The 22330-nt window shown below is 64.5% G+C and carries 23 protein-coding genes; 16 read left to right on the top strand and 7 right to left on the bottom strand.

Annotated elements, in window-relative coordinates; translation table 11 throughout:
* The first annotated feature begins 28 nt into the window (after nt 1-28).
* The 14 genes from G568_RS0101135 (at nt 29) to msrB (ending at nt 14422) form a co-directional block, all read left to right on the top strand.
* Nucleotides 29-622: a heme NO-binding domain-containing protein gene (locus G568_RS0101135; protein WP_026756317.1), complete on the top strand. Its 594-nt coding sequence runs from the start codon at nt 29-31 to the stop codon at nt 620-622.
* Nucleotides 619-1599: a GGDEF domain-containing protein gene (locus tag G568_RS0101130; protein WP_026756316.1), complete on the top strand. Its 981-nt coding sequence runs from the start codon at nt 619-621 to the stop codon at nt 1597-1599. The genes G568_RS0101135 and G568_RS0101130 overlap by 4 nt, the downstream gene beginning before the upstream one ends.
* 283 nt (nt 1600-1882) lie before the next feature.
* Nucleotides 1883-3478 carry a glycerol-3-phosphate dehydrogenase gene (gene glpD, locus G568_RS0101125; protein WP_037373502.1) on the top strand — a complete coding sequence of 532 codons (1596 nt, stop codon included), beginning with the start codon at nt 1883-1885 and terminating at the stop codon, nt 3476-3478.
* A gap of 13 nt (nt 3479-3491) precedes the next feature.
* The gene (locus G568_RS0101120; RefSeq protein ID WP_026756314.1) at nt 3492-4580 is read left to right on the top strand and encodes an ABC transporter ATP-binding protein; all 1089 of its coding nucleotides are present in this window, start codon (nt 3492-3494) and stop codon (nt 4578-4580) included.
* Between the two features lie 14 nt (nt 4581-4594).
* Nucleotides 4595-5698, top strand: coding sequence for an ABC transporter ATP-binding protein (locus tag G568_RS0101115; RefSeq protein ID WP_026756313.1), 1104 nt, complete (start codon nt 4595-4597; stop codon nt 5696-5698).
* Complete coding sequence (locus G568_RS0101110; RefSeq protein WP_026756312.1) at nt 5698-6573, top strand: carbohydrate ABC transporter permease; 876 nt, start codon at nt 5698-5700, stop codon at nt 6571-6573. The genes G568_RS0101115 and G568_RS0101110 overlap by 1 nt, the downstream gene beginning before the upstream one ends.
* Nucleotides 6573-7430 carry a carbohydrate ABC transporter permease gene (locus tag G568_RS0101105; RefSeq protein WP_026756311.1) on the top strand — a complete coding sequence of 286 codons (858 nt, stop codon included), beginning with the start codon at nt 6573-6575 and terminating at the stop codon, nt 7428-7430. The genes G568_RS0101110 and G568_RS0101105 overlap by 1 nt, the downstream gene beginning before the upstream one ends.
* 223 nt (nt 7431-7653) lie before the next feature.
* Complete coding sequence (locus G568_RS0101100; RefSeq protein WP_026756310.1) at nt 7654-7926, top strand: DUF2160 domain-containing protein; 273 nt, start codon at nt 7654-7656, stop codon at nt 7924-7926.
* A 76-nt stretch (nt 7927-8002) separates the two neighbouring features.
* Entirely contained in the window at nt 8003-9715 is a 1713-nt protein-coding gene (locus G568_RS0101095; RefSeq protein WP_026756309.1) for an ABC transporter substrate-binding protein, read from the top strand.
* A gap of 119 nt (nt 9716-9834) precedes the next feature.
* A complete protein-coding gene (glpK, locus tag G568_RS0101090; protein ID WP_037373446.1) occupies nt 9835-11325 on the top strand; it encodes a glycerol kinase GlpK in 1491 nt (496 codons plus the stop codon).
* Nucleotides 11326-11423: 98 nt separating this feature from the next.
* The gene (gene gap / locus G568_RS0101085; protein WP_026756307.1) at nt 11424-12452 is read left to right on the top strand and encodes a type I glyceraldehyde-3-phosphate dehydrogenase; all 1029 of its coding nucleotides are present in this window, start codon (nt 11424-11426) and stop codon (nt 12450-12452) included.
* Between the two features lie 59 nt (nt 12453-12511).
* Nucleotides 12512-13144 (top strand): molybdenum cofactor guanylyltransferase MobA, encoded by a 633-nt coding sequence (gene mobA / locus G568_RS0101080; protein ID WP_037373444.1) that lies wholly within the window; start codon nt 12512-12514, stop codon nt 13142-13144.
* Between the two features lie 115 nt (nt 13145-13259).
* Nucleotides 13260-13811: a fasciclin domain-containing protein gene (locus G568_RS0101075; RefSeq protein WP_026756305.1), complete on the top strand. Its 552-nt coding sequence runs from the start codon at nt 13260-13262 to the stop codon at nt 13809-13811.
* Nucleotides 13812-13936: 125 nt separating this feature from the next.
* The gene (gene msrB / locus G568_RS0101070; RefSeq protein ID WP_026756304.1) at nt 13937-14422 is read left to right on the top strand and encodes a peptide-methionine (R)-S-oxide reductase MsrB; all 486 of its coding nucleotides are present in this window, start codon (nt 13937-13939) and stop codon (nt 14420-14422) included.
* 66 nt (nt 14423-14488) lie between these two features.
* Here the strand turns inward: msrB and G568_RS0101065 are convergent, their stop codons facing one another.
* Nucleotides 14489-14929, bottom strand: coding sequence for a MarR family winged helix-turn-helix transcriptional regulator (locus G568_RS0101065; RefSeq protein ID WP_037373498.1), 441 nt, complete (start codon nt 14927-14929; stop codon nt 14489-14491).
* A gap of 79 nt (nt 14930-15008) precedes the next feature.
* Here G568_RS0101065 and G568_RS0101060 point away from each other — a divergent pair, with 79 nt between their 5' ends.
* A complete protein-coding gene (locus G568_RS0101060; protein ID WP_026756302.1) occupies nt 15009-15458 on the top strand; it encodes a hypothetical protein in 450 nt (149 codons plus the stop codon).
* 98 nt (nt 15459-15556) lie between these two features.
* Here G568_RS0101060 and G568_RS0101055 read toward each other — a convergent pair whose 3' ends face one another.
* Entirely contained in the window at nt 15557-16183 is a 627-nt protein-coding gene (locus G568_RS0101055) for a J domain-containing protein (protein WP_026756301.1), read from the bottom strand.
* A gap of 75 nt (nt 16184-16258) precedes the next feature.
* Between G568_RS0101055 and G568_RS0101050 the strand changes: the two genes are divergently transcribed.
* Complete coding sequence (locus G568_RS0101050; RefSeq protein WP_026756300.1) at nt 16259-16516, top strand: BolA family protein; 258 nt, start codon at nt 16259-16261, stop codon at nt 16514-16516.
* On the opposite strand, the gene G568_RS19595 is transcribed toward G568_RS0101050, so the two are convergent.
* The 5 genes from G568_RS19595 to pepN form a co-directional block, all read right to left on the bottom strand.
* Nucleotides 16517-16909 (bottom strand): DUF4177 domain-containing protein, encoded by a 393-nt coding sequence (locus G568_RS19595; RefSeq protein ID WP_051202563.1) that lies wholly within the window; start codon nt 16907-16909, stop codon nt 16517-16519.
* 124 nt (nt 16910-17033) lie between these two features.
* Nucleotides 17034-17513, bottom strand: a complete 480-nt coding sequence (locus tag G568_RS0101040) for a thioesterase family protein (protein WP_026756299.1) — start codon at nt 17511-17513, stop codon at nt 17034-17036.
* 217 nt (nt 17514-17730) lie between these two features.
* A complete protein-coding gene (gatB, locus tag G568_RS0101035; RefSeq protein ID WP_026756298.1) occupies nt 17731-19239 on the bottom strand; it encodes an Asp-tRNA(Asn)/Glu-tRNA(Gln) amidotransferase subunit GatB in 1509 nt (502 codons plus the stop codon).
* A gap of 80 nt (nt 19240-19319) precedes the next feature.
* Complete coding sequence (locus G568_RS0101030) at nt 19320-19745, bottom strand: hypothetical protein (protein WP_026756297.1); 426 nt, start codon at nt 19743-19745, stop codon at nt 19320-19322.
* 3 nt (nt 19746-19748) lie between these two features.
* Nucleotides 19749-22301 (bottom strand): aminopeptidase N, encoded by a 2553-nt coding sequence (pepN, locus tag G568_RS0101025; protein WP_026756296.1) that lies wholly within the window; start codon nt 22299-22301, stop codon nt 19749-19751.
* Between the last annotated feature and the right edge of the window lie 29 nt (nt 22302-22330).

Raw genomic sequence — 22330 nt, 5'->3', positions numbered from 1 at the left:
TCATCCAGCAATGGCGAATGGGGGCCACATGCACGGGCTTGTTAATCGTGCGATCGAAGGGTTTGTACGCGACAGCTATGGCGCGGACGCGTGGCGCGAGGTAACCCGCCGCGCGGGGCTTGAGGTTAGCTCGTTCGAGCCGATGCTGACCTATGACGACAAGCTGACCGAGGATATCCTGGGTGCCATCGTGCACCACCTGGGTAAGCCGCGCGACGAGGTTCTTGAGGATATCGGCACCTACCTCGTGTCGCATCCCAACCTTGAGGCGCTGCGCCGGCTCTTGCGATTCGGCGGCGTCGGGTTCGTCGATTTCCTGCATTCGCTCGACGATCTGCCGGGCCGGGCGCGGCTGGCGGTGGAGGATCTTGAGCTGCCCCGCCTTGAGCTGCGCGAGCACGCGGCCAACCTCTATAGCCTCGTGTGCCGGTCCCCCCATCACGGGTTCGGCCATGTCATGATGGGCGTGCTGCGGGCGCTGGCGGATGATTGCGGTGCGCTGGTGCTGCTGGAACATGGCGAGGCGTCCGGCGATTGCGAAGTTATCTACATCACGCTGATCGAATCGGCCTATTCAAAGGGGCGCGCCTTTGATCTTGGCGGGCGGGCGGCACTGGGATGACAGAGCGCGACAAGCAGTGCGCCGACAAGGCGTTGGATGTGCTGTGTCCGATGCACCTGCGCCTTGATGGCGGCGGCGTCATCCGCCACGCCGGCCCAACCCTGCACAAGCTGTTCCCGGGGGGCGCGGTCGAGGGCCGGGCCCTCAACGATCTGTTCGAGGTGACGCGCCCGCGCGACGCTTTGAGCATCGCCGCGTTGCTGCGCGCGCCGGGGGGCAAGCTTCAACTGCATCCGCGCGTGCCGCCGGATATCGCGCTCAAGGCGGTGATCGCGCCGTGGGGCGACGGCGCGCTGGTGAACCTGTCGTTCGGTATTTCGGTGTTGGATGCCGTGCGGGCCTATGACCTGACGGATATGGATTTCGCCGCCACCGACATGACCATCGAAATGCTCTACCTGGTCGAGGCGAAATCAGCCGCGATGGAGGCCAGTCGCAAGCTCAACCAACGCCTGAAAGGTGCGATGATCGCCGCCGAGGAACAGGCGTTTACCGACACGCTGACCGGGCTGAAGAACCGCCGCGCGATGGAATACGTCATCGGGCGGCTGATCGCCAAGGGGCGCGATTTCGCGCTGATGGCGGTGGATCTCGACTATTTCAAGACGGTCAATGACACGTTGGGCCATGCCGCCGGCGATTATGTGTTGCAGGAGGTGGCGCGCATCCTGGTCGACGCCACGCGCGAGCGTGACACCGCCGTGCGGGTAGGCGGCGACGAGTTCGTGCTGATTTTTCCCGGCCTGTCGGACAAGGCGCGCCTGTCGCGCGTGGCCCGCCGCCTGATCGCGCAGCTTAGCCGCCCGATCCTTTATCGCGGGCGCGAGTGCCGTATTTCCGCCAGCATGGGCACCACGTTATCGTCCGGCTATGCGCGTCCCGACGCCGAAACGATGCTGGCCGATGCCGATGCCGCGCTCTATGCCTCCAAGAGCAAGGGCCGCGCGCGCCACGCGTTCCACGCCGCCATACGATAACCGCCCGCGCGTTCCCGGATGATCGATTCTGATCGTTTCGCGGCGAGCGCCGCCGTTTTCGCTGCGCGCATTTGCCAGAAATCACCGCGATATTCGTCATGTGCGGCAATTCCGCCTTCCAGAAAAGACCGAGGAGAGCTTTGAAAATCCGTCATATTTTCGTGTTAGCGTTAAAAGCGAAAATAAACGAAAACAAAACCGTTGACCGGATGGCGCGATTTGTGGTTGTTTTGGCCTCGCGAAGCTTGGAGGGGAGGCCAAAGTGTCGTCGAACGCGCAAGACATGGATGTGGTCGATCTGTTCGTCATCGGTGGCGGCATCAACGGCTGCGGAATTGCGCGCGATGCGGCGGGGCGCGGCTTGTCGGTCGCGCTGGCCGAGATGAACGACCTGGCGTCGGCGACGTCCTCGGCCTCGACCAAGCTGTTCCACGGCGGGCTTCGCTACCTTGAGTATTTCGAATTCCGCCTCGTGCGCGAGGCCCTGATCGAGCGCGAAGTGCTGCTTAGCGCGATGCCGCATATCAGTTGGCCGATGCGTTTCGTGCTGCCGTATCACCCCGATATGCGCTTCGAGGGGGAAACGCCGACCTCGAAGCTGTTGAATATCGTGATGCCGTGGATGAAGGGGCGGCGGCCCGCGTGGCTGATCCGGCTGGGCCTTTTCCTTTATGATCACATGGGCGGGCGCAAGATCCTGCCGCCGACGCGCACCGTGGATCTTGAGACGGATCCAGCGGGCCGCGCCCTGCAATCGCGATTCACCAAGGCGTATGAGTATTCCGACTGCTGGATCGAGGATTCGCGCCTAGTGGTGCTGAATGCCCGCGACGCCGAGGCGCGCGGCGCCCGCATCATGCCGCGCACGCGGGTGACATCGGCCACGCGCGAGGGGGATCTGTGGCGCATCACGCTGGAGGATGCCCAGACCGGCGAGACCCGCGCGCAATACGCGCGGATGCTGGTTAACGCCGCCGGTCCGTGGGTCGAGTACGTGATCCGCAACATCACGCGGATCAACTCGCGCCACGGCGTGCGGCTGGTGCGGGGCAGCCATATCGTGACTCGCAAGCTTTATGATCACGACCGCTGCTATTTCTTTCAGGGGGTCGATGGCCGGATCATATTCGCCATCCCCTACGAGGGGGATTTCACCCTGATCGGCACCACCGACGCCGATCATCCCGACCCCTCGCAACCGCCCGAATGCACGCCGGAGGAGCGCCGCTACCTGCTGGACTTCGCGAGCGCCTACCTCAAGACGCCGGTCACCGACGACGATGTCGTGTGGACCTATTCGGGGGTGCGGCCGCTTTACGATGACGGGGTCAGTTCCGCCACCGCCGCAACGCGCGATTACGTGCTCAAGCTGGACGAGGCGGACGGACGCGCGCCGCTGCTCAACGTGTTCGGCGGCAAGATCACCACATATCGCCGCCTGGCCGAGGCCGCGATGGAGCAGATCGCGCCGTTCTTTGCCGGAAAGGGCAAGGCATGGACAGCGGGTGTACCCTTGCCGGGCGGGGATTTTCCGGTCGATGGTGTGGACGACCTGATCGCGCGGCTATGCCAGCGGTATGCCTTCCTTGGGGAGGCGTGGGCGCGTCGGCTGGTCAAGGCATATGGCAGCGAGGCCGAGAGGATGCTGGGCGACGCAAACAGCGAGGACGACCTGGGCGAAGATTTCGGCGCCACGCTGCATGCGCGCGAAGTTGCGTGGCTGATGCGTCATGAATTTGCCCGGCGTGCCGATGATGTGCTGTGGCGCCGCTCAAAGCTGGGCCTGCGATTGACAGACGAGCAGGCCGCGCGGCTGGATGACTGGATGCAGACCGAGCGGGCCGAGGGCCAGCCATCCCGCGCCACGGCAACCGGATAGGGAGAGAGACACGATGACACTTGCGCTGGAAGGGGTATCGACGGTCGTCAAGGGCCGAACGCATATCTATCCTACTGATTTGACGCTTGAAAACGGCACGATGAACGTGCTGCTTGGCCCTACCAACGCGGGCAAGACATCGCTGATGCGGCTGATGGCGGGGCTGGATGTGCCGACCACGGGGCGCATCCGCTGGAACGGCGAGGATGTGACCGGCCGCCGCGTGCAGGACCGCGCCGTTGCGATGGTCTACCAGCAATTCATCAACTACCCGTCGATGACGGTGTATGAAAACATCGCCAGCCCCATGCGCCTGCTGGGCAAGTCTAAATCCGAGATCGACGATGCGGTACGCAAGTCGGCCGAGCTGATGAAGCTGGATGGCATGCTGGAGCGCAAGCCGCTGGAGCTGTCGGGCGGACAGCAGCAGCGCTGCGCGCTGGCGCGGGCGCTGGTCAAGGATGCCGGTCTTGTGCTGCTGGACGAGCCACTGGCCAACCTGGATTACAAACTGCGCGAGGAGCTGCGCATCGAGATCCCGCGCATATTCGAGGAAGCCGGCAGCATCTTCGTCTATGCCACCACCGAGCCCGAAGAGGCACTGCTTCTGGGCGGCAATACCGCCACCTTGTGGCAGGGTCGGATCACGCAGTTTGGCCCGACGCCCGATGTCTACCGCAAGCCGGTGGACGCCACCACGGCGCGGGTGTTTTCCGACCCGCCGATGAATTTCCTGTCGGTGTCCAAGACCGGCGGCAAGCTGTTGTTCGGCGATGGGCAGGCAGTGCCCGCCAGTGGCCCGTTGGCCGATCTGGAGGATGGGCGCTATACCGCCGGGTTCCGGCCCAACCACCTGGAGATCAACCGCCACAGCGACACCGCGATGGAGTTCGACGCGGAACTGGTGGTGACCGAGCTGACCGGCTCGGAGACGTTTGTGCACCTCAATCACCACGGCGAGCGTTGGGTCGGGCAGGTGCATGGCATTCACGCATTGGAAATCGGCGCGCGGTTGGCGGTCTACCTGGACCCGTCGCATGTCTATGTGTTTGGCGAGGATGGCGCGCTGGTGGCGCCGGCCGCCTACGCGCTGGCGGCCTGAGGGAGGACGCGAAGATGGCAAAGATAACGCTTGATAACCTGGCGCATTCCTACCTTCCCGGCGCCACGCGGGAAGAGGATTTCGCGCTCAAGGAGCTGAACCACGACTGGAACGACGGCGAGGCTTATGCCCTGCTTGGCGCGTCGGGGTGTGGCAAGTCCACGCTGCTGAACATCATATCGGGGCTGCTCCGGCCCAGCCAGGGGCGCGTTCTGTTCGATGGGGTGGACGTGACGGATGCGCCCACGGCGGCGCGCAACATCGCGCAGGTGTTTCAGTTTCCGGTGGTCTACGACACCATGAGCGTGCGCGACAACCTGGCGTTTCCGCTGCGGAACCGGGGCGCCGACCCTACCTATATAGCCAACCGTGTGCAGCAGATCGCGCGCATGATCGGCATGGAAGAACAGCTTGGCCGCAAGGCGCGCGGCCTGACTGCGGATGCCAAGCAAAAGATCAGCCTTGGCCGCGGCATGGTGCGCGAGGACGTAAATGCGCTGCTGTTCGACGAGCCGCTAACCGTGATCGACCCGCATATGAAATGGGAGCTGCGCACGCAGCTCAAGTCGCTGCATCACGAGTTTGGCCACACCATGATCTACGTCACCCATGACCAGACCGAGGCGCTGACATTCGCCGACAAGGTGGTGGTCATGCATGACGGCCGCGTGGTGCAGATCGGCACGCCCGAAGAGCTGTTCGAGCGCCCCGATCACACCTTCGTGGGCTATTTCATCGGCTCGCCCGGGATGAACGTCATCCCCGCCCGCGTCGAGGGGCGCACCGCGCATATCAATGGCTCCGAGGTGCCGCTGGGCCATGGCTACGGCGCGCCGGGCGGCAAGGTCGAGATCGGCGTGCGCCCCGAGTTTGCCGAGCTGACGGAAAACGACGGCTTGCCGGTCAAGATCCGCCGGGTCGAGGATGTCGGCCGCCACAAGATCGTGCGCGCCGATTTCTTTGGCACCGAGCTGAACGTCATCGCCCGCGAGGGGCAAAATATCGGCCCCGACATGACCCGCGTGCGGTTCGATCCGGCGCGCATCAACGTCTATGCCGATGATTGGCGCATCGCGCCCGATGGCGGGCAAACCGGACCAGCAGGGGAGGCCGCGTAATGGAAAAGACGCTTAATCAAAAGGCATGGTTGCTGGTTCTGCCGGTGCTGGTGCTGGTGTCGTTCTCGGCGGTGATCCCGCTGATGACGGTGGTTAACTACGCCATTCAGGATGCCTTCGCCGGCGAGTTTTACCCGCTCGAAAACAAGTTCGAATGGTTCTCGATGCTGCTCGAATCCGAGCGGATGTGGAGCGCGCTGGGTCGTCAGGCGGCGTTCTCCGCCATAATCCTTGCGATCGAGGTGCCGCTGGGCATCATCGTGGCGCTGAACATGCCCAAGCGCGGCGCGTGGGCGTCGTTCTGCCTGGTGGTGATGTCGCTGCCGCTGCTGATCCCGTGGAACGTGGTCGGCACCATCTGGCAGATCTTCGGCCGCGTCGATATCGGGCTGCTGGGCTATGTGCTGGACAGTTTGAACATCCCCTACAACTACACGCAGGATTTCCTGTCGGCCTGGGGCACGGTGATCGTGATGGATGTCTGGCACTGGACATCGCTGGTGGCGCTGTTGGCCTATGCGGGGCTGCAATCCATCCCCGATGCCTATTACCAGGCCGCCAAGATCGACCAGGCGAGCCGCTGGAAGGTGTTCCGCTATATCGAGCTGCCCAAGATGTCGGGCGTGCTGACGATCGCGATCCTCTTGCGGTTCATGGACAGCTTCAAGATCTATACCGAACCCTTCGTTCTCACCGGCGGCGGGCCCGGCAATGCCACCACCTTCCTGTCGATTGACCTGGTCAAGATGGCGTTGGGGCAGTTCGACCTGGGTCCGGCGGCGGCGTTCTCGATCATGTATTTCCTCGTGATCCTGCTGATTTCGTGGGTGTTCTACACCGTGATGACCAACCTCGACAAAAAGGATGGCGTGTGATGGCCGATGCAACCGTAACCCCCGCAGCCGCCCCGCGCAGCGAGCGCAGCCTGCCGCGCATCAAGGGCCGCGCCGTGGTGATGACGCTCTATCTGCTGTTCCTGATGCTGCCGATTTATTGGCTGGTGAACATGAGCCTGAAGACCAATGCCGAGATCCTCGGCACCTTCTCGCTCTGGCCGCAGGACCTGACGTTTCAGAACTACGCCACCATCCTGACCGATCCGTCGTGGTACATGGGCTATGTCAATTCGATCATCTACGTGACGATGAACACGGTGATCTCGGTCGCGGTGGCGCTGCCGGCGGCCTATGCCTTCAGCCGCTACAGCTTTGTCGGGGACAAGCACCTGTTCTTCTGGCTGCTGACCAACCGGATGGCGCCGCCGGCGGTGTTCGCGCTGCCGTTCTTTCAACTGTATTCGTCGGTGGGCCTTTTTGACACGCATATCGCGGTGGCACTGGCGCATACCCTGTTCAACGTGCCGCTGGCGGTCTGGATCCTTGAGGGGTTCATGCGCGGCGTGCCCAAGGAAATCGACGAGACCGCCTATATCGACGGCTACGGCTTTGGCCGCTTCTTCGTGAAGATCTTCATGCCCCTGATCGCCAGTGGCATCGGCGTGGCGGCGTTCTTTTGCTTCATGTTCTCGTGGGTCGAGCTGCTGCTGTCGCGCACGCTGACCTCGGTCGAGGCCAAGCCGATCGCGGCCACCATGACGCGCACGGTATCGGCCTCGGGCCTTGACTGGGGCGTGCTGGCGGCGGCCGGGGTGCTGACGATCATCCCGGGCGCGTTGGTGATCTACTTCGTGCGCAACTACATCGCCAAGGGCTTTGCCCTGGGGAGGGTGTGATGATCGCGGCGCCACACCAAGGTTTGAGCCGGGCCGCGCCCGACCTGGAGGGCGCAGTCCTTCCCGTTGGTTCGCGCCAGCACCCCGAAGCATTCACGCCGCGCGGGGTGTGTGCGGCATCGCCAACGCGCCCTCCTGGGGGAGGTCGGGCGCGGCCCGACTTGCGCCGGACGGCCGCATTGCAACTTATCGCGTCTGAGACTGCCGTAGAGGAGATACCACAATGAGCTGGATGGCCTGGACCCTGCCGACGGCAATCTTTTTCGCCGTCATCGCGGCGCTGCTGGTGATCTTCACGATCATTACGCTGCGCCATCCCGAAACGCCGCGCGTGGGCATCTTGCGTATCGAGACGACGCGCGGCGATCGCCTGTTCATGACGCTTCTGGGCTCGGCCTTCATCAACCTGGCCTGGCTCGGTCTCATCGGCGCGCATCAACCTTACGCGCTGATCGTCTGCCTGATCTATGCCGCGGCGGTGTTCCGCTGGGTATAGGGCAGGCCCAACCGCCGGGGCGCGCACAAAAGCGCCCCGCTCAAAAACCAACCAACGGTTCCAAGGGAGGAAACCAATGAACCTGAATTTCAAATCCACCACAGCCGTGGGCATGGCATTGGCGATATTCGCCAGCCCCGCCTTCGCCGACATGGAGGCCGCCCGCGCGTTCCTGGACGAGCAGATCGGGGACATGTCCACGCTCTCGCGCGCCGATCAGGAAGCCGAGATGCAATGGTTCGTCGATGCGGCCGAGCCCTTCGAGGGCATGGATATCCGCGTCGTGTCGGAAACCATCACCACCCATGAGTACGAGTCCAAGGTGCTGGCGCCCGCGTTCACCGCGATCACCGGCATCAACGTCACCCATGACCTGATCGGCGAGGGCGACGTCGTTGAAAAGCTGCAAACGCAGATGCAGTCGGGCGAGAATATCTACGACGCTTATGTCAACGACTCGGACCTGATCGGTACGCACTGGCGCTATCAGCAGGTGCGTAACCTGACCGACTGGATGGCGGGCGAGGGGGCCGACGTCACCAGCCCGACGCTGGACCTCGACGATTTCATCGGGACCGAGTTCACCACCGGCCCCGATGGCAAGCTCTACCAACTGCCCACGCAGCAGTTCGCGAACCTCTACTGGTTCCGCTACGACTGGTTCAACGACCCCGATCTCCAGGCCGAATTCAAGGATGAATACGGCTATGACCTCGGCGTGCCGGTGAATTGGTCCGCCTACGAGGACATCGCCGAGTTCTTCACCGGCCGCACCATCGACGGCAAGGAAGTCTATGGCAACATGGACTACGGCAAGAAGGACCCCAGCCTTGGCTGGCGCTTTACCGATGCGTGGATGTCGATGGCCGGCATGGGCGACACGGGCGAGCCGAACGGCCTGCCGGTGGACGAATGGGGCGTCCGCGTCAACGAGGATAGCCAGCCGACCGGCTCCTGCGTGGATCGTGGCGGTGCCACCAACAGCCCGGCCGCTGTGTACGCGATCGAGAAATATACCCACTGGCTGAACAATTACACGCCGCCAGCGGCTGCCGGCATGACCTTTGGCGAGGCCGGCCCGATCCCCGCGCAGGGCAACATCGCACAGCAGATGTTCTGGTACACCGCGTTCACCGCCGACATGGTGGGTGACGGGGCCGAGGCCGTGCTGAACGACGATGGCACGCCCAAGTGGCGCATGGCACCCAGCCCCCACGGCGCCTACTGGGAAGAGGGCATGAAGGTCGGCTACCAGGACGCCGGATCGTGGACCTTGATGAAATCCACGCCCGTGGACCGCGCCAAGGCCGCATGGCTCTATGCGCAGTTCGTGATTTCCAAGACCGTGGACGTGAAGAAAAGCCACACCGGCCTGACCTTCATCCGCGAATCCACGATCAACCACGACAGCTTTACCGAGCGGGCTCCGAAACTGGGCGGTCTGGTCGAGTTCTACCGCTCCCCGGCGCGGACCCGTTGGTCGCCCACCGGCACCAACATCCCCGACTACCCCAAGCTGGCACAGCTGTGGTGGCAGAACATCGGCGATGCCTCTTCGGGCGCGAAAACCGCGAAAGAAGCGCTCGATAGCCTGTGCGAACAGCAAGAGCGTGTTCTTGAGCGTCTTGAACGCGCGGGCATTCAGGGCGAACTTGGTCCCAAGCTCAACGAGGAACGCGATCCCGAGTACTGGCTGAACCAGCCCGGCGCGCCCAAGCCCGAGCTGGACAATGAAAAGCCCGAGCCGAAGACCGTCAAGTACGACGATCTGCTGGCCTCGTGGCAATAAGATTAAACCTGGCCGGGGCCTTGCCGCGCGCGGTGGGGCCCCGGCCGCCCTTGACACAAACAATCCTGCCGGGCGGCCGCACAATCGGCGCGCGCTCGGCCATTGCGGAAAGGCCGGACATGAGCACGCATATTCTCGCCATCGACCAGGGCACGACATCAAGCCGTGCCATTCTGTTCGACAGCAAGATGAAGCTTGTCGCCACCGCGCAAGAAGAATTTGCACAGCATTATCCCGATTCCGGCTGGGTCGAACATGATCCCTCCGATATCTGGTCCTCGACCGCCGGAACCTGCCGCAACGTGATCGAGCGCGCGCGCTTGTCGGCCAACGACATTGCCGCCATCGGCATCACCAACCAGCGCGAAACCACCATCGTGTGGGACCGCGACACCGGCAAGCCCGTCCATAACGCCATCGTCTGGCAGGACCGGCGCACCGGCGCGATGTGCCGCGCCTTGCGCGAGGCCGGGCACGAGGACATGGTCCGCGACCGCACCGGTCTGCTGCTGGACCCGTATTTTTCGGGCACCAAGCTGAAATGGATCCTCGACAGTGTCGACGGTGCCCGCGCCCGTGCCGAGAAGGGCGAGCTGCTGTTCGGTACGGTCGATTGCTTTTTGATCTGGCACCTGACCGGCGGCAAGGTGCACGCCACCGACGCCACCAACGCCGCGCGCACGCTGCTTTATGACATCCGCAAGGGCCGTTGGAGCAGCACCATGTGCGAGCTGCTTGAGATCCCCACCGCGATGCTGCCCGAGGTGCGCGATAGCGCCGATGATTTCGGCGTCACCCGCGCCGATCTGTTCGGGCGCGAAATCCCCATTCGCGGTGTTGCCGGCGATCAACAGGCCGCCACCGTCGGGCAGGCCTGTTTTACGCCCGGCATGATGAAATCGACCTATGGCACGGGCTGTTTCGCGTTGCTCAATACCGGGGCGACGCCGGTGGTGTCGGAAAACCGGCTGCTGACCACCATCGCCTATCAGATGGGCGGCAAGCCGACCTATGCGCTGGAGGGGTCGATCTTTATCGCCGGGGCGGTGGTGCAATGGCTGCGCGACGGCCTCAAGATCATCCGCGAGGCGCGCGAGACGCAGCCATTGGCAGAACGCGCCGATCCGCACCAGAACGTGGTGCTGGTGCCCGCGTTTACCGGGCTGGGCGCGCCATACTGGAACGCCGAATGCCGCGGCGCGATTTACGGGCTGACCCGCAGTTCGGGCCCCGAGGAACTGGCCCGCGCGGCGCTGGAAAGCGTCGGCTACCAGACGCGCGATCTGCTGGCCGCGATGCATTCCGACTGGAACGACGCCGCCAGCGAGGGGGTGCTGCGCGTCGATGGCGGCATGTCGGCATCGGATTGGACGATGCAATTCCTGTCCGACATCATTGACGCGCCGGTGGACCGGCCCGAGGTATTGGAGACGACCGCGCTCGGCGCGGCATGGCTGGCGGGTATGCAGGCGGGGGTTTACCCCGACATGGACGGCTTTGCCGCGCAATGGGCGCTTGAGCGGCGCTTTGATCCGCAGATGGACGAAGGCACCCGCGCCGCCAAGACAGACACATGGAAAAGGGCGGTCGCGGCCACGCTTAGCGTGTGACCGCGCCGCCGCAATGACGGGTACCGGGGTGGTGTCCGACGACCGAAATCGCCCGACGTTGTTAGCGCTAGCAGCGCCGGAAACCAAAGGAGATGCACATGACCATCAAGCTGGCAATCAACGGGTTCGGACGTATTGGCCGTGGCGCGTTGCGCGCTTGGGTGGAATCGGGGCGCGATGATATCGAGATCGTCGCGATCAACGACCTGGGCCCCGTGGAGACCAACGCGCACCTGTTGGAATTCGATAGCGTCCACGGCCACCTGAACGCCGATATCGCGGTTGAGGGCGACACCCTGGTGGTGAACGGCCACGCCATCCGCGTCACCGCGGAAAGCGATCCCGCGGCCCTGCCGTGGGGCGATGTGGACGTGGTTCTGGAATGCACCGGCGTGTTCACCGCCCGCGACAAGGCCGCCGCGCATCTGCAATCGGGGGCGGGCCGGGTGTTGATCTCGGCGCCGTCGCCGGATGCGGACCGCACCATCGTGGTGGGTGTCAACGACGACACGCTGGCCGCCGATGACCGGATCGTGTCGAACGCGTCGTGCACCACCAACTGCCTCGCGCCGGTGGCGCAGGTGCTGCACGAGGCGTTTGGGATCGAGACCGGCTACATGACCACGGTGCACAGCTACACCGGCGATCAGCCGACGCTGGACACCATGCACAAGGACCTCTACCGCGCGCGCGGCGCGGCGATGTCGATGATCCCCACCTCGACCGGGGCGGCGCGCGCGGTGGGGCTGGTCCTGCCAGAGCTGAAGGGGCGGCTTGACGGCTCGGCCATCCGGGTGCCCACGCCCAACGTGTCAATGGTGGACCTGACCTTTATGCCCACCCGCGCGGCTAGCGCCGAGGACGTGAATGCCGCCGTCACCGCCGCCGCCCAAGGCCGCCTGAACGGCATCCTGTCGGTCAGCGACAAGCCGCTGGTGTCATCCGATTTCAACCACAACCCCCACAGCTCGGTGTTTGCGCTGGCGCAGACGCATGTCACCGCCGGGGGCATGGTGCGGGTGGTCGCGTGGTATGACAACGAATGGGGCTTTTCCAACCGGATGCTGGACGGCGCGGCGGCGATGATGCGGGCGGCGCAAACCCCGCCGCAGCGCATGCGCGCCTGACTTGATCCCGGCGCGCGCGGCGGGCAGACTGCAGCGCCACACCGCCAGGAACATCGCCCATGCCCCACGCCTTCCCCCGCCGCCTGCCTGCCGTGATCCTTGCCGGGGGGCAGGGGCGGCGCATGGGCCATGCCGACAAGGCGCTGTGCCTGCTGGCGGGCAGGCCGCTTCTGGATCACGTGATCGCCCGCCTGGCGCCGCAATGCGCGGACCTTGCCCTTAGCGCCAATGGCGATGCGTCCCGCTTTGCCCGCTTTGGCCTGCCGGTGCTGCCCGACGCGATGCCGGATCACCCCGGGCCGCTGGCGGGGCTGCTGGCCGGGATGGACTGGGCCGCGGCCAATGGCGCGGATGCGGTCCTGTCGGTTGCCGTGGATACGCCGTTTTTGCCGCACGACCTTGCCGCGCGCCTTGCGCGTGCGGCAGGACATGGGGCGGGGCAGGGCGCCGCCATCGCCGCCAGCCCGGATGCCAGCGGCCAGATGCGCGCGCACCCCACCGCCGGCCTGTGGCCGGTGCACGCCCGTGCCGATCTGCGCGCCGCGCTGGACGCCGGCAATCGCCGCCTGATGGCGTGGGCCGCGGCGCAAAACGCCATGCAGGTGCCGTTCGAAGCGCGCGCCGTCGATCCGTTCTTCAACCTGAACACGCCCGCCGACGTGGCGTTGGCGGAACGCCTGATCGCGCCCTGACGCCCCGCCGCGAAAAAAATCGCACTGGATCTGAAACTCTTTCCCCGCTTCGCCCGTGTCTGCCCCTGACCGTCGCCAAAAGGCGGCGGACAAACACGCAACTGGAGGAAAGAAAATGACCATCAAGACACTGATCCCCATGATCGCAGCCCTTGGCCTGAGCGCCGGAACCGCCCTGGCGGATAACCCCATGGTGGGCGGCGCGCCGATGTATGCCGACAAAAACATCGTCGAAAACGCCGTGAACTCGAAAGACCACGAAACGCTGGTCGCCGCGGTCAAGGCCGCAGGCCTGGTCGAAACCCTGCAGGGCGAGGGGCCGTTCACCGTGTTCGCCCCCACCGATGATGCGTTCTCGATGCTGCAATCGGGCACCGTCGAAACCCTGCTGAAGCCGGAAAACAAGGCGGCACTGCAAAAGGTGCTGACCTGCCATGTCGTCGCGGCCGATGCGATGTCGAATGCCATCATGGGCATGATCGACGACGACGGCGGCATGCACCCGGTGCCGACGGTTGGCGGCTGCACCCTGCAGGCGCGCTATGACGGCGACACCATCACGCTCGAAGATGAGCGCGGCCGCTCGGCCACCGTGACGATTGCCGATGTCGAGCAGTCGAACGGCGTCATTCACGTGGTCGACACGGTCCTGTTGCCCGCGATGTAAGGGGTAAGGGCGCCTCCGGCCTTCCCCCGTCGGGGCGCAGCCCACGTCACGTGAATGTGTGTCGCCCGTGATTGCGGAACCGCGGGCGGCACGCCACATTTGATACCGGACAAGGGAGAAGAGCCATGCAACGACGATCCTTCATCACGGCCGCCGTGGCGCTTGCCGGGGCTGGCGGTTTCGCCGGCATCCGGTGGGCAGGCCAGGGAAACGCCGCAGAAAGCTTTGAATTCACCCGCACCGAGGCGGAGTGGAAAGAGATGCTGACGGAAACCGAATACTACGTCATGCGCGAGGAAGGCACCGAGCGCGCCTTCACCTCGCCATTGGACAAGAATTACGATCCCGGCCTTTATCACTGCAAGGGCTGCGATCTGGCGCTGTATTCGTCCGAGCACAAGTTCGATAGCGGCACAGGCTGGCCCAGCTTCTGGAAGGCGCTGCCGAACGCCATCGGCACGAAAGAGGACAACACCCTCTTTACCACGCGCACCGAATGCCACTGCCGCCGCTGCGGCAGCCACCTTGGCCACATCTTCGACGATGGACCAGAGCCCACAGGCAAGCGCCACTGCATCAACGGCGTATCGCTGGTGTTCAAGGCCGCGTGACCGCGCACGTCCGCGCGGCAAACTCAGATCATCAAGGCCCTCCACGACCTGCAAAGGGCGCAGGGCCTAGCCCCCTTCGCTCTCCTGCATGGAGGCGATGACCCGCTCCATGTCGTGCAGGAACCGGGCGCGTTCGGCTTCCGTTAGCGACGCCAGCGCGGCCGCGTTTTGCGCCGTGGCGGCGGCGTAGGCAGGCGCGCGCAAGGTGCGCGCGCGCTCGGTCAGCCAAACGCGCTGCACCCGCGCGTCGCCCTCATTGCGCGTGCGCCGGATCAGGCCGTCGCGCTCCATCCGGTTTAGCGTGTTGGCGATGGTGGCCTGTTCGATGTCCAGCCGCACGCGCAATTCCTTCTGCGTCAGGCCGTCCCCCTCCCACAATTCCAGCATGACGGGGAATTGCCCTACCGTCAGGCCCAGCGGCTCGATCCGGGCGCGCAGGCCCCGCGCGAACAGCCGTGCCATGTGGTTGGCCAGGTAGCCGGCCGATGCGGATTTATCGAATGTCATGGCGGCATATTGCAAAAACATAGCAAGCTATGCTACATAATATAGCAAGCTATATTGTTTGTTTGAAAAGGAGCGCCCCATGCTTGTCCGTGTCCATGCCGCCGCCGCGACCGTGGCCTTTCTGACCATCCTGACCTTCTGGATCTCCACCGTTCTGTCCGAGGCGTTCATGCCCGTCGCGACCATCGTCGCGGTCAAGCGCGGGGTGCTTTGGGGGCTGCTGCTGCTCGTGCCTGCGCTGATGGTGACGGGCGCGACGGGCTTTCGTCTCGGGCAGCGGCGCAAGGACGCCCTCACGCGGGCCAAGCGGCTGCGCATGCCGGTCATCGCGGGCAACGGCGTTCTGGTCCTGATTCCGTGCGCGATCTACCTTGCGGTTAACGCCGAGGCCGGTCGTTTTGATGCCGGTTTCGCGTTGGTTCAGGGGGTCGAGCTTTTGGTCGGCGCGATCAACCTGGGGTTGATGGGGTTGAACATGCGCGACGGCAGAAAGCTGTCGTCGGCGGCGCGCGCAAGGGCCACCGGATAGCGCCGAATCGCTATGTACAAAACGGACGCTTCATCGCTTGAGACGTCCGTTTGGGACGAAACGCCAATCGTTAAGGCCCCGTCCGCCGGGGCCTGCAATCACTTGAAGCTGCGGCTGTCCTTGATCTGATCCCAGGCCCAGACAACCTGCTGAAGCTGCTCTTCCTGGCTGCGGTCGCCGCCGTTCATGTCGGGGTGCAAAACCTTGATAAGTGCCTTGTATGCCTTGCGAACTTCGGCCTTCGTCCAATGATCGCGGGCCTCCAGGATCTCGATCGCGCGCCGCTCCGTCGGGGGCAGGCGCCGGGTCTGCCCGGTCACCGACTTGCCCGGATTGCGCGTCGCATTTTCGCCCAGCACCTCATGAGGATCTTCAATCCCCAACCGAGCCCAAGCCCGCGCCTCCGGGTCGGACATGGGTTTCGTCTGCCTGTCCCAGACCTTGTCCTTGGACATTTGCGCGTTCAACTCGGCCTCGGTGGTGCCGTCGAAGAAGTTCCATTTGAGGTTATATTCGCGCACATGATCCTTGCAGAACCAATAAAAGTCATCCAGCACATCGGGCGCCTTGGGCGCGCGATATTTACCTGGCTCCTGACACCCCTCGTGTTCGCACACGCGCTGCGACGTCTCGAACGCTCCGGTCATCCCGCGCTGCCCGCGCGGGTTCTTCTTCTTCGCGGAAGAAACTGACATGTCGAAGCCGAATGGGTCGGTCTTGGCCATCGGAACACCTTTGCAATTGGGAGGCAGGAGTTTAACCTATTTGCCGCCGGGATAAAGGGGTGAGGACAAAAAATTATGCCCATTTCAGACGAGATTCGAGACGCGCTGAAAAACGTATTCAATCCACAACACATTGAAGTTATTGATGAAAGTGAGGCGCATCGCGGGCATGCCGGTTACACCGAGGGCGGTGGCAGCCACTTCAGAGTTAGGATGCGCGCGGATGCGTTCAAGGGGCAGTCGCGGCTGGAGCGGCATCGCGCGGTGCACGCTGCCCTCGGGCCGGGACTGATCGGCCGGATTCACGCGCTCGCGCTTGAGCTGGAGTCGTGATCAGCTCCTCCGCTCCTCCTCCTCGTCATCATCATTTGCCCGCCCGGGCGATTCGAGCTGCGGCTCCGGCGGCCCGGGATCGTGCCGAAACGCCCCGCTGAGCGGCGGTGTGCTGTCCAGGCTGGTGTCGGGGGCGACGGAAGGGGCCGCATCCGTTTGCTCGTCCGATCCGATCTCGCGGTAGAACACCAGGATATTGTGAACCATGCTCTGGCTGCGCAGCAAGCGGCGTTCTTCGCCCGGCAGGCTTTCGGCCCGCAGAAACGACCATCCTGCCGCGGCCATGTCATTGAGAACTTCCTCGACTTTGTGGGCAAACCGGTCTTCGGGGCGCTTGAGCCCCTTGATCCTGTCGGCCCGCTCCGGGGCGGGAATCACCTTGTATTCATACATCAGGCAGGGGCCTTTCCGTCTTGATGCGCATCGGCGCAGCCTAGCAGCGCCCGGCGCGGTGCAGAAGGGGCTGAAACGTACAAAACGTATGTTTCGTGGCGCGAGGCGTCCGTTTGGGCGCGCCTCACTTGCGGCGTATTCCGATCGAACGACCGGCCCGCTCGGGGCGGGGCAGATCCGTGTGCGCCCGCATCATCTCCGAGACCGCCGCATGGATATCCTCGGGGAACGGCGCGACGCGGGGGCCGGTCATGTCGATATGCAGGGTCAACGCCTCGCCCGTCGCGGCAAGCCAGCCATCCTCGTGCCACAGCTCCTGAAAGGTGTGGAACCGCTTTTCATCATGATCCAGCAGTTGGAACGTGCCATGCACCTTGTGCCCCAGATGCAGCTCGCGCACGTAACAGATGTGAAACTCGGCCGTGTAGGTCGTCAAATGGCGGCTCGACGCGTAATCGGGGCCCAGCCCGAGCTTTTCATACGCTTGGTCCGCGCAGCGATCGAACAGGACATTGTAGTAGGCCATGTTCATATGACCGTTATAGTCGATCCAATCCTTCTCGACTTCCATGGCGGAACAGGTGAAAGGCGCGGGCGTGCTCATCTACGGGTCTCCTTCGTTGGTCTTGTCGCGGCGCGAGGGTAGGGCGCGCCAGCCCCTGATTGCAAAGGGAAAGGCACCTTCACCTTCGCAAAATACTCCGGGGGGTGGGGACGCGCCGCAGGCGCGGCGGGGGCTGCGCCCCCACCCGCGCGCGGCACGCGCGCCAATGCAGCATGCGCGCCCCGCAAGGGGCGCTCCGCCGGATCAGGGCGGGTTGCTAAAGCTCCAGGCGGGCCTGCACGATCTCGTTCACGGCCTTTGGGTTGGCCTTGCCGCCGGTTGCTTTCATCACCTGCCCCACGAACCAGCCGGCCAGTTTCGGGTTCACCTTCGCCTTTTCCACCTGCGCGGGGTTGTCGGCGATGATCTGGTCCACCGCCGCCTCGATCGCGCCGGTGTCGGTGACCTGCTTCATGCCCTCGGTCTCGACGATCTCGGCCGGGGCGCGGCCGGTCTCGATGTGGATTTCCAGCACATCCTTGGCGATCTTGGTCGATATCTCGTCATTTGCGACCATCGCCAGGATCTCGGCATTGGCCTGCGGCGTGGCGATCTCGCGTGCCGTGACCTCGGCCTTGTTGGCGCGGCCCAGCACCTCGTTGATGACCCAGTTGGCGGTTTTCTTGCCGTCCCCTGCGCCGACCGAGTCCTCGAAATAGGCGGCCAGGTCCAGGTCGGCGGTCAGAACGCTGGCGTCATATTCGGTCACGCCATAGTCGCGGATGAAGCGCGCCTTCTTCTCGTCCGGCAATTCGGGCAGGTTGGCCTCGATCTCGTCCACCCAAGCCTGTTCGATCGTCAGCGGCAGCAGGTCGGGATCGGGGAAATAGCGGTAGTCGTGCGCCTCTTCCTTGGACCGCATCGAGCGCGTCTCGCCCTTGTCGGGATCGTAAAGGCGGGTCTCCTGCACCACCTCGCCGCCGCCTTCGAGGATCGCGATCTGGCGGCGGGCCTCATGCTCGATCGCCTGCTGGATAAAGCGCATGGAGTTCATGTTCTTGATCTCGCAGCGAGTGCCGAGGTGGCTGAAATCCTGGCTTTCCATGTATTTCTCGTAATCGCCTGGCCGGCAGACCGAGATGTTCACATCGGCGCGCAGGTTGCCGTTTTGCATGTTGCCGTCGCAGGTGCCCAGGTAGCGCAGGATCTGGCGCAGCTTGGTGACATAAGCGGCCGCCTCTTCAGGGCCGCGGATGTCGGGGCGGCTGACGATCTCCATCAGGGCCACGCCGGTGCGGTTCAGGTCCACGAAGGACATGTTCGGGTCCATGTCGTGGATCGACTTGCCGGCGTCCTGTTCCATGTGGATGCGCTCGATCCGCACCTTGCGGGCGATGCCGGGCTCCATGTCCACCAGGATCTCGCCCTCGCCCACCAGCGGGTGATAAAGTTGGCTGATCTGGTAGCCCTGCGGCAGGTCGGGGTAGAAATAGTTCTTGCGGTCAAAGGCCGACCACAGGTTGATCTGCGCCTTCAGGCCCAGCCCGGTGCGCACCGCCTGTTCGACGCAGAAATCGTTGATCACCGGCAGCATGCCGGGCATCGCCGCGTCGACGAAGGATACGTTCGAGTTCGGCTCGGCGCCGAACTGGGTCGAGGCACCGGAAAACAGCTTGGCGCGGCTGGCTACCTGCGCGTGCACTTCCATCCCGATCACGAGTTCCCAGTCGTGCTTCGCGCCTGCGATCACCTTGGGTTTCGGGGGGGCATAGGTCAGGTCGAGCATGGTCACATGTCCTTGTGTCGCGTGACTGCCTTCTAGGACAGGGGCGCTAAAGGGGCAAGAGGGCTGCGCCCCCGCAGCCGTCACAGCGCGCGGAAGTGGTGGCGCCGCGTGGCGACCCCGGCGGATTTCAGCGCGGTCTCGAACGCGCGGTGCGGCGGCAGGCTGGCATGGGGCAGGCGGATGCGCCGCCCGTCGCTCAGGATCAGCGTCACGCGCACCGACATGTCCAACCGCGTGTCAAAGCGGACATGGTCGAGCGCATCCAGCGCAACGCTATCGCCGAGCGCGCCGTCGCGCCAATGCAGGTTGCCATCTTGCAGGTGCAGGCTTGCGCGGCGGTCGGTGATCACCTCCCACAGGGCGGGCAGTGTGAACAGCGCCAGCGCCGCCACGATCCACCACGTCGCATCCAGGGCCCACCAAAGCGCCGCCAGCCCGGCCCACACCCCCAGCAGCACCAGCACGGTGCGCGGGCGGCGGGCGCGGGCGTCGTGGCGCAGGCTCATCGCCTAGTCCCCCAGGATGCGCGCCACCATTTCGGCGGTGTCACGGCTGAGCGAGGGGGCGTTCTGAATACGGTGCAGCGCCGCCTTGATCCGCGCCTGGCGGTCCGCATCATAACGCGGCCATGTCTGGAACGCGGCACACATGCGGGCGGTGGTTTGCGGGTTGATCGGGTCCAGCCGGATCAGCCAATCGGCCAGTAGCTCGTAGCCCGCGCCGCTGGCCGCGTGAAAGCCGCCCGCATTGCCCGCCAGCGCGCCGAACACGGCGCGAAAGCGGTTGGGGTTCTTGAGGTTGAAATCGCTGCGTGCGGTCATTTGGGCTGCCGTTTTCGGTGCCTGCTCCAGCCGGGCATGGGCGACTTGCAGCGCGAACCACCGATCCATGACCAGCCGGTCATCGTGCCATTGTTCGGCGAAGGCGGTGTTCTCTGCATCGCCCAGCCCCTGCGCCATCAGCGACGACAGCGCGCCAAGCTGCTGGGTCATGTTGCCGGCGGCGGCGAATTGCGCGCGCGCCGCCGCGCCGCCGTCGAGCCGCGTCTTGAGCGCCAGCGCGGCGTTTTGCAGATCACGTCGGCCGGCATCATCGGCGTCGGGGCGGTAGGGGCCGGGCACGTCCATAGCGGTGTAGAGCGCGTGCAGCGTGTCCTTGAGGTGCTCGGCCAACGCCGCGCCGAAGCGGTCGGCGGCGTGGAAGATGGCCTCGGGGTCGGGGGTGTGCCCGGCCTCGTGCAGGGCGCGGGCGATGTCGTCTTGCCCGGGCTGGCGCAGGGCCAGTGCCCGAAAGGCGGGGTCGAGCGTATCATCGCGCAGCACCGCGGCCAGCGCATCGAGATAGCCGCGATCGGGCGCGCCACCATGCTGTGCCATGCGCATCAGCGTCTCGCGCGCCAGGTCGCGCCCCGCCTCCCAGCGGTTGAACGGGTCGGTGTCATGCGCCAGCAGGAAGGCGCGCTCATTGGTGCTGCTGTCGCGCGTCACGGTCACCGGTGCCGAGAAGCCGCGCAGGATCGACGGGACGGGCCGCGCGCCAAGGCCGTCGAAGGTAAAGCTCTGCCGCGCCTGCGTCATCTCCAGCACGGTGGTGGGCTGCACCTCGTCGCCGTTCGGTCCCAGCAACCCGACCGCGATCGGGATCACCTGCGGCGCCTTGTCGGGCTGACCGGGGGTGGGCGGTGTGTGCTGTTCAAAGGTCAGGGTATAGGTGCCATCCGCGAACTCTTCCTCGACCGAAAGGCGCGGCGTGCCGGCCTGCGAATACCAGCGCTTGAACTGCGACAGGTCGCGCCCGGTTGCGTCCTCGAACACCTTGAGCCAGTCCTCGATCGTGCAGGCCTGGCCATCGTGGCGGTCGAAATACAGATCGAGCGCGCGGAAGTATGCCTCGTCGCCGACAAGCGTCTTGAGCATGCCGATCACCTCGGCGCCTTTTTCATAGACCGTGGCGGTGTAGAAATTGTTGATCTCGACAAAACTGTCGGGCCTGACGGGATGCGCCAAGGGGCCCGAATCCTCGCGGAACTGGCGCGCGCGCAGGTCGATCACGTCGCCGATCCGTTTGACGGGCGCGCTGCGCATGTCGGCGGTGAACTGCGCGTCGCGGAACACCGTCAGCCCCTCCTTGAGGCAGAGCTGGAACCAGTCGCGGCAGGTGATGCGGTTGCCTGTCCAGTTGTGGAAATACTCGTGCGCGATGATCGCCTCGATCCGCTCGAACGTGGCATCGGTCGAGGTTTCGGGGCTGGCCAGCACCACCGAGGAGTTGAAGATGTTGAGCCCCTTGTTTTCCATCGCGCCCATGTTGAAATCATCGACGGCGACGATGTTGAACACGTCCAGATCGTATTCGCGGCCGTACTTTTCTTCGTCCCACTGCATGGATTTCTTGAGCGATTCCATGGCGAAGGCGCATTTGCCGATGTCATCGGGCCGCACCCAGACATTGAGCGCCACCTCGTGCTCCGACCGGGTGGTGAAACTTCCCTCATGCGCGCGCAGATCGCCCGCGACCAACGCGAACAGGTAGGCCGGTTTCGGCCACGGATCGTGCCATTCCGCCCAGCCCGGCCCGCTATTCAGGGGGTTGCCATTGGACAGCAGCACCGGATCGGACCCCTCGATCCGCACGGTGAAGGGGGCCATCACGTCGGGGCGGTCGGGGTAGTAGGTGATGCGGCGAAAGCCTTCGGCCTCGCATTGCGTGCAATACATGCCGTTCGAGGTATACAGCCCCTCCAACGCGGTGTTGGCGGCGGGATTGATCTCGACCTCGGCCTCCCATGTGAAGGGAGCGTCGGGCACCTCGCATGTCAGGCCGGTCTCGGTGATTTCGGGCGTGACATCGCGCCCGTCGATGCGCGCCCATTGGAGGGCCGGCCCTTCGCCATGCAGAGAGAACGCGCGCGATTTGGCTTGCGGGTTGGGGCGGAAATCCACCTTGCTGATCACGCGGGTCTTTTCCGGATCGAGGCGGAAGGTCAGGTGGACGCTATCCACCAGGAAGGCTGGCGGCGTGTAATCGGAAAGATAGATGGTCTGCGGTGCGGCATCTTTCATCGTGGGCGACTCCCGTTGGATTGCGGGCG

The organism is Sediminimonas qiaohouensis DSM 21189, from assembly GCF_000423645.1.
Classification (GTDB): Bacteria; Pseudomonadota; Alphaproteobacteria; order Rhodobacterales; family Rhodobacteraceae; genus Sediminimonas; species Sediminimonas qiaohouensis.
The sequence above is the reverse complement of the archived record's forward strand: the minus strand, read 5'-3'. Positions and strand labels throughout refer to the sequence as shown.

Coding starts and splice junctions, on each gene's coding strand:
- glpK (WP_037373446.1), top strand. CDS start 9,835: ATGAGCACGCATATTCTCGCCATCGACCAGGGCACGACATCAAGCCGT.
- pepN (WP_026756296.1), bottom strand. CDS start 22,301: ATGAAAGATGCCGCACCGCAGACCATCTATCTTTCCGATTACACGCCG.
- G568_RS0101065 (WP_037373498.1), bottom strand. CDS start 14,929: ATGACATTCGATAAATCCGCATCGGCCGGCTACCTGGCCAACCACATG.
- G568_RS0101055 (WP_026756301.1), bottom strand. CDS start 16,183: ATGGCCAAGACCGACCCATTCGGCTTCGACATGTCAGTTTCTTCCGCG.
- G568_RS0101100 (WP_026756310.1), top strand. CDS start 7,654: ATGAGCTGGATGGCCTGGACCCTGCCGACGGCAATCTTTTTCGCCGTC.
- G568_RS0101060 (WP_026756302.1), top strand. CDS start 15,009: ATGCTTGTCCGTGTCCATGCCGCCGCCGCGACCGTGGCCTTTCTGACC.
- G568_RS0101040 (WP_026756299.1), bottom strand. CDS start 17,513: ATGAGCACGCCCGCGCCTTTCACCTGTTCCGCCATGGAAGTCGAGAAG.
- G568_RS0101110 (WP_026756312.1), top strand. CDS start 5,698: ATGGAAAAGACGCTTAATCAAAAGGCATGGTTGCTGGTTCTGCCGGTG.
- mobA (WP_037373444.1), top strand. CDS start 12,512: ATGCCCCACGCCTTCCCCCGCCGCCTGCCTGCCGTGATCCTTGCCGGG.
- G568_RS0101050 (WP_026756300.1), top strand. CDS start 16,259: ATGCCCATTTCAGACGAGATTCGAGACGCGCTGAAAAACGTATTCAAT.
- G568_RS0101130 (WP_026756316.1), top strand. CDS start 619: ATGACAGAGCGCGACAAGCAGTGCGCCGACAAGGCGTTGGATGTGCTG.
- gap (WP_026756307.1), top strand. CDS start 11,424: ATGACCATCAAGCTGGCAATCAACGGGTTCGGACGTATTGGCCGTGGC.
- glpD (WP_037373502.1), top strand. CDS start 1,883: ATGGATGTGGTCGATCTGTTCGTCATCGGTGGCGGCATCAACGGCTGC.
- G568_RS0101030 (WP_026756297.1), bottom strand. CDS start 19,745: ATGAGCCTGCGCCACGACGCCCGCGCCCGCCGCCCGCGCACCGTGCTG.
- G568_RS19595 (WP_051202563.1), bottom strand. CDS start 16,909: ATGTATGAATACAAGGTGATTCCCGCCCCGGAGCGGGCCGACAGGATC.
- G568_RS0101075 (WP_026756305.1), top strand. CDS start 13,260: ATGACCATCAAGACACTGATCCCCATGATCGCAGCCCTTGGCCTGAGC.
- G568_RS0101105 (WP_026756311.1), top strand. CDS start 6,573: ATGGCCGATGCAACCGTAACCCCCGCAGCCGCCCCGCGCAGCGAGCGC.
- G568_RS0101095 (WP_026756309.1), top strand. CDS start 8,003: ATGAACCTGAATTTCAAATCCACCACAGCCGTGGGCATGGCATTGGCG.
- G568_RS0101120 (WP_026756314.1), top strand. CDS start 3,492: ATGACACTTGCGCTGGAAGGGGTATCGACGGTCGTCAAGGGCCGAACG.
- G568_RS0101135 (WP_026756317.1), top strand. CDS start 29: ATGCACGGGCTTGTTAATCGTGCGATCGAAGGGTTTGTACGCGACAGC.
- G568_RS0101115 (WP_026756313.1), top strand. CDS start 4,595: ATGGCAAAGATAACGCTTGATAACCTGGCGCATTCCTACCTTCCCGGC.
- gatB (WP_026756298.1), bottom strand. CDS start 19,239: ATGCTCGACCTGACCTATGCCCCCCCGAAACCCAAGGTGATCGCAGGC.
- msrB (WP_026756304.1), top strand. CDS start 13,937: ATGCAACGACGATCCTTCATCACGGCCGCCGTGGCGCTTGCCGGGGCT.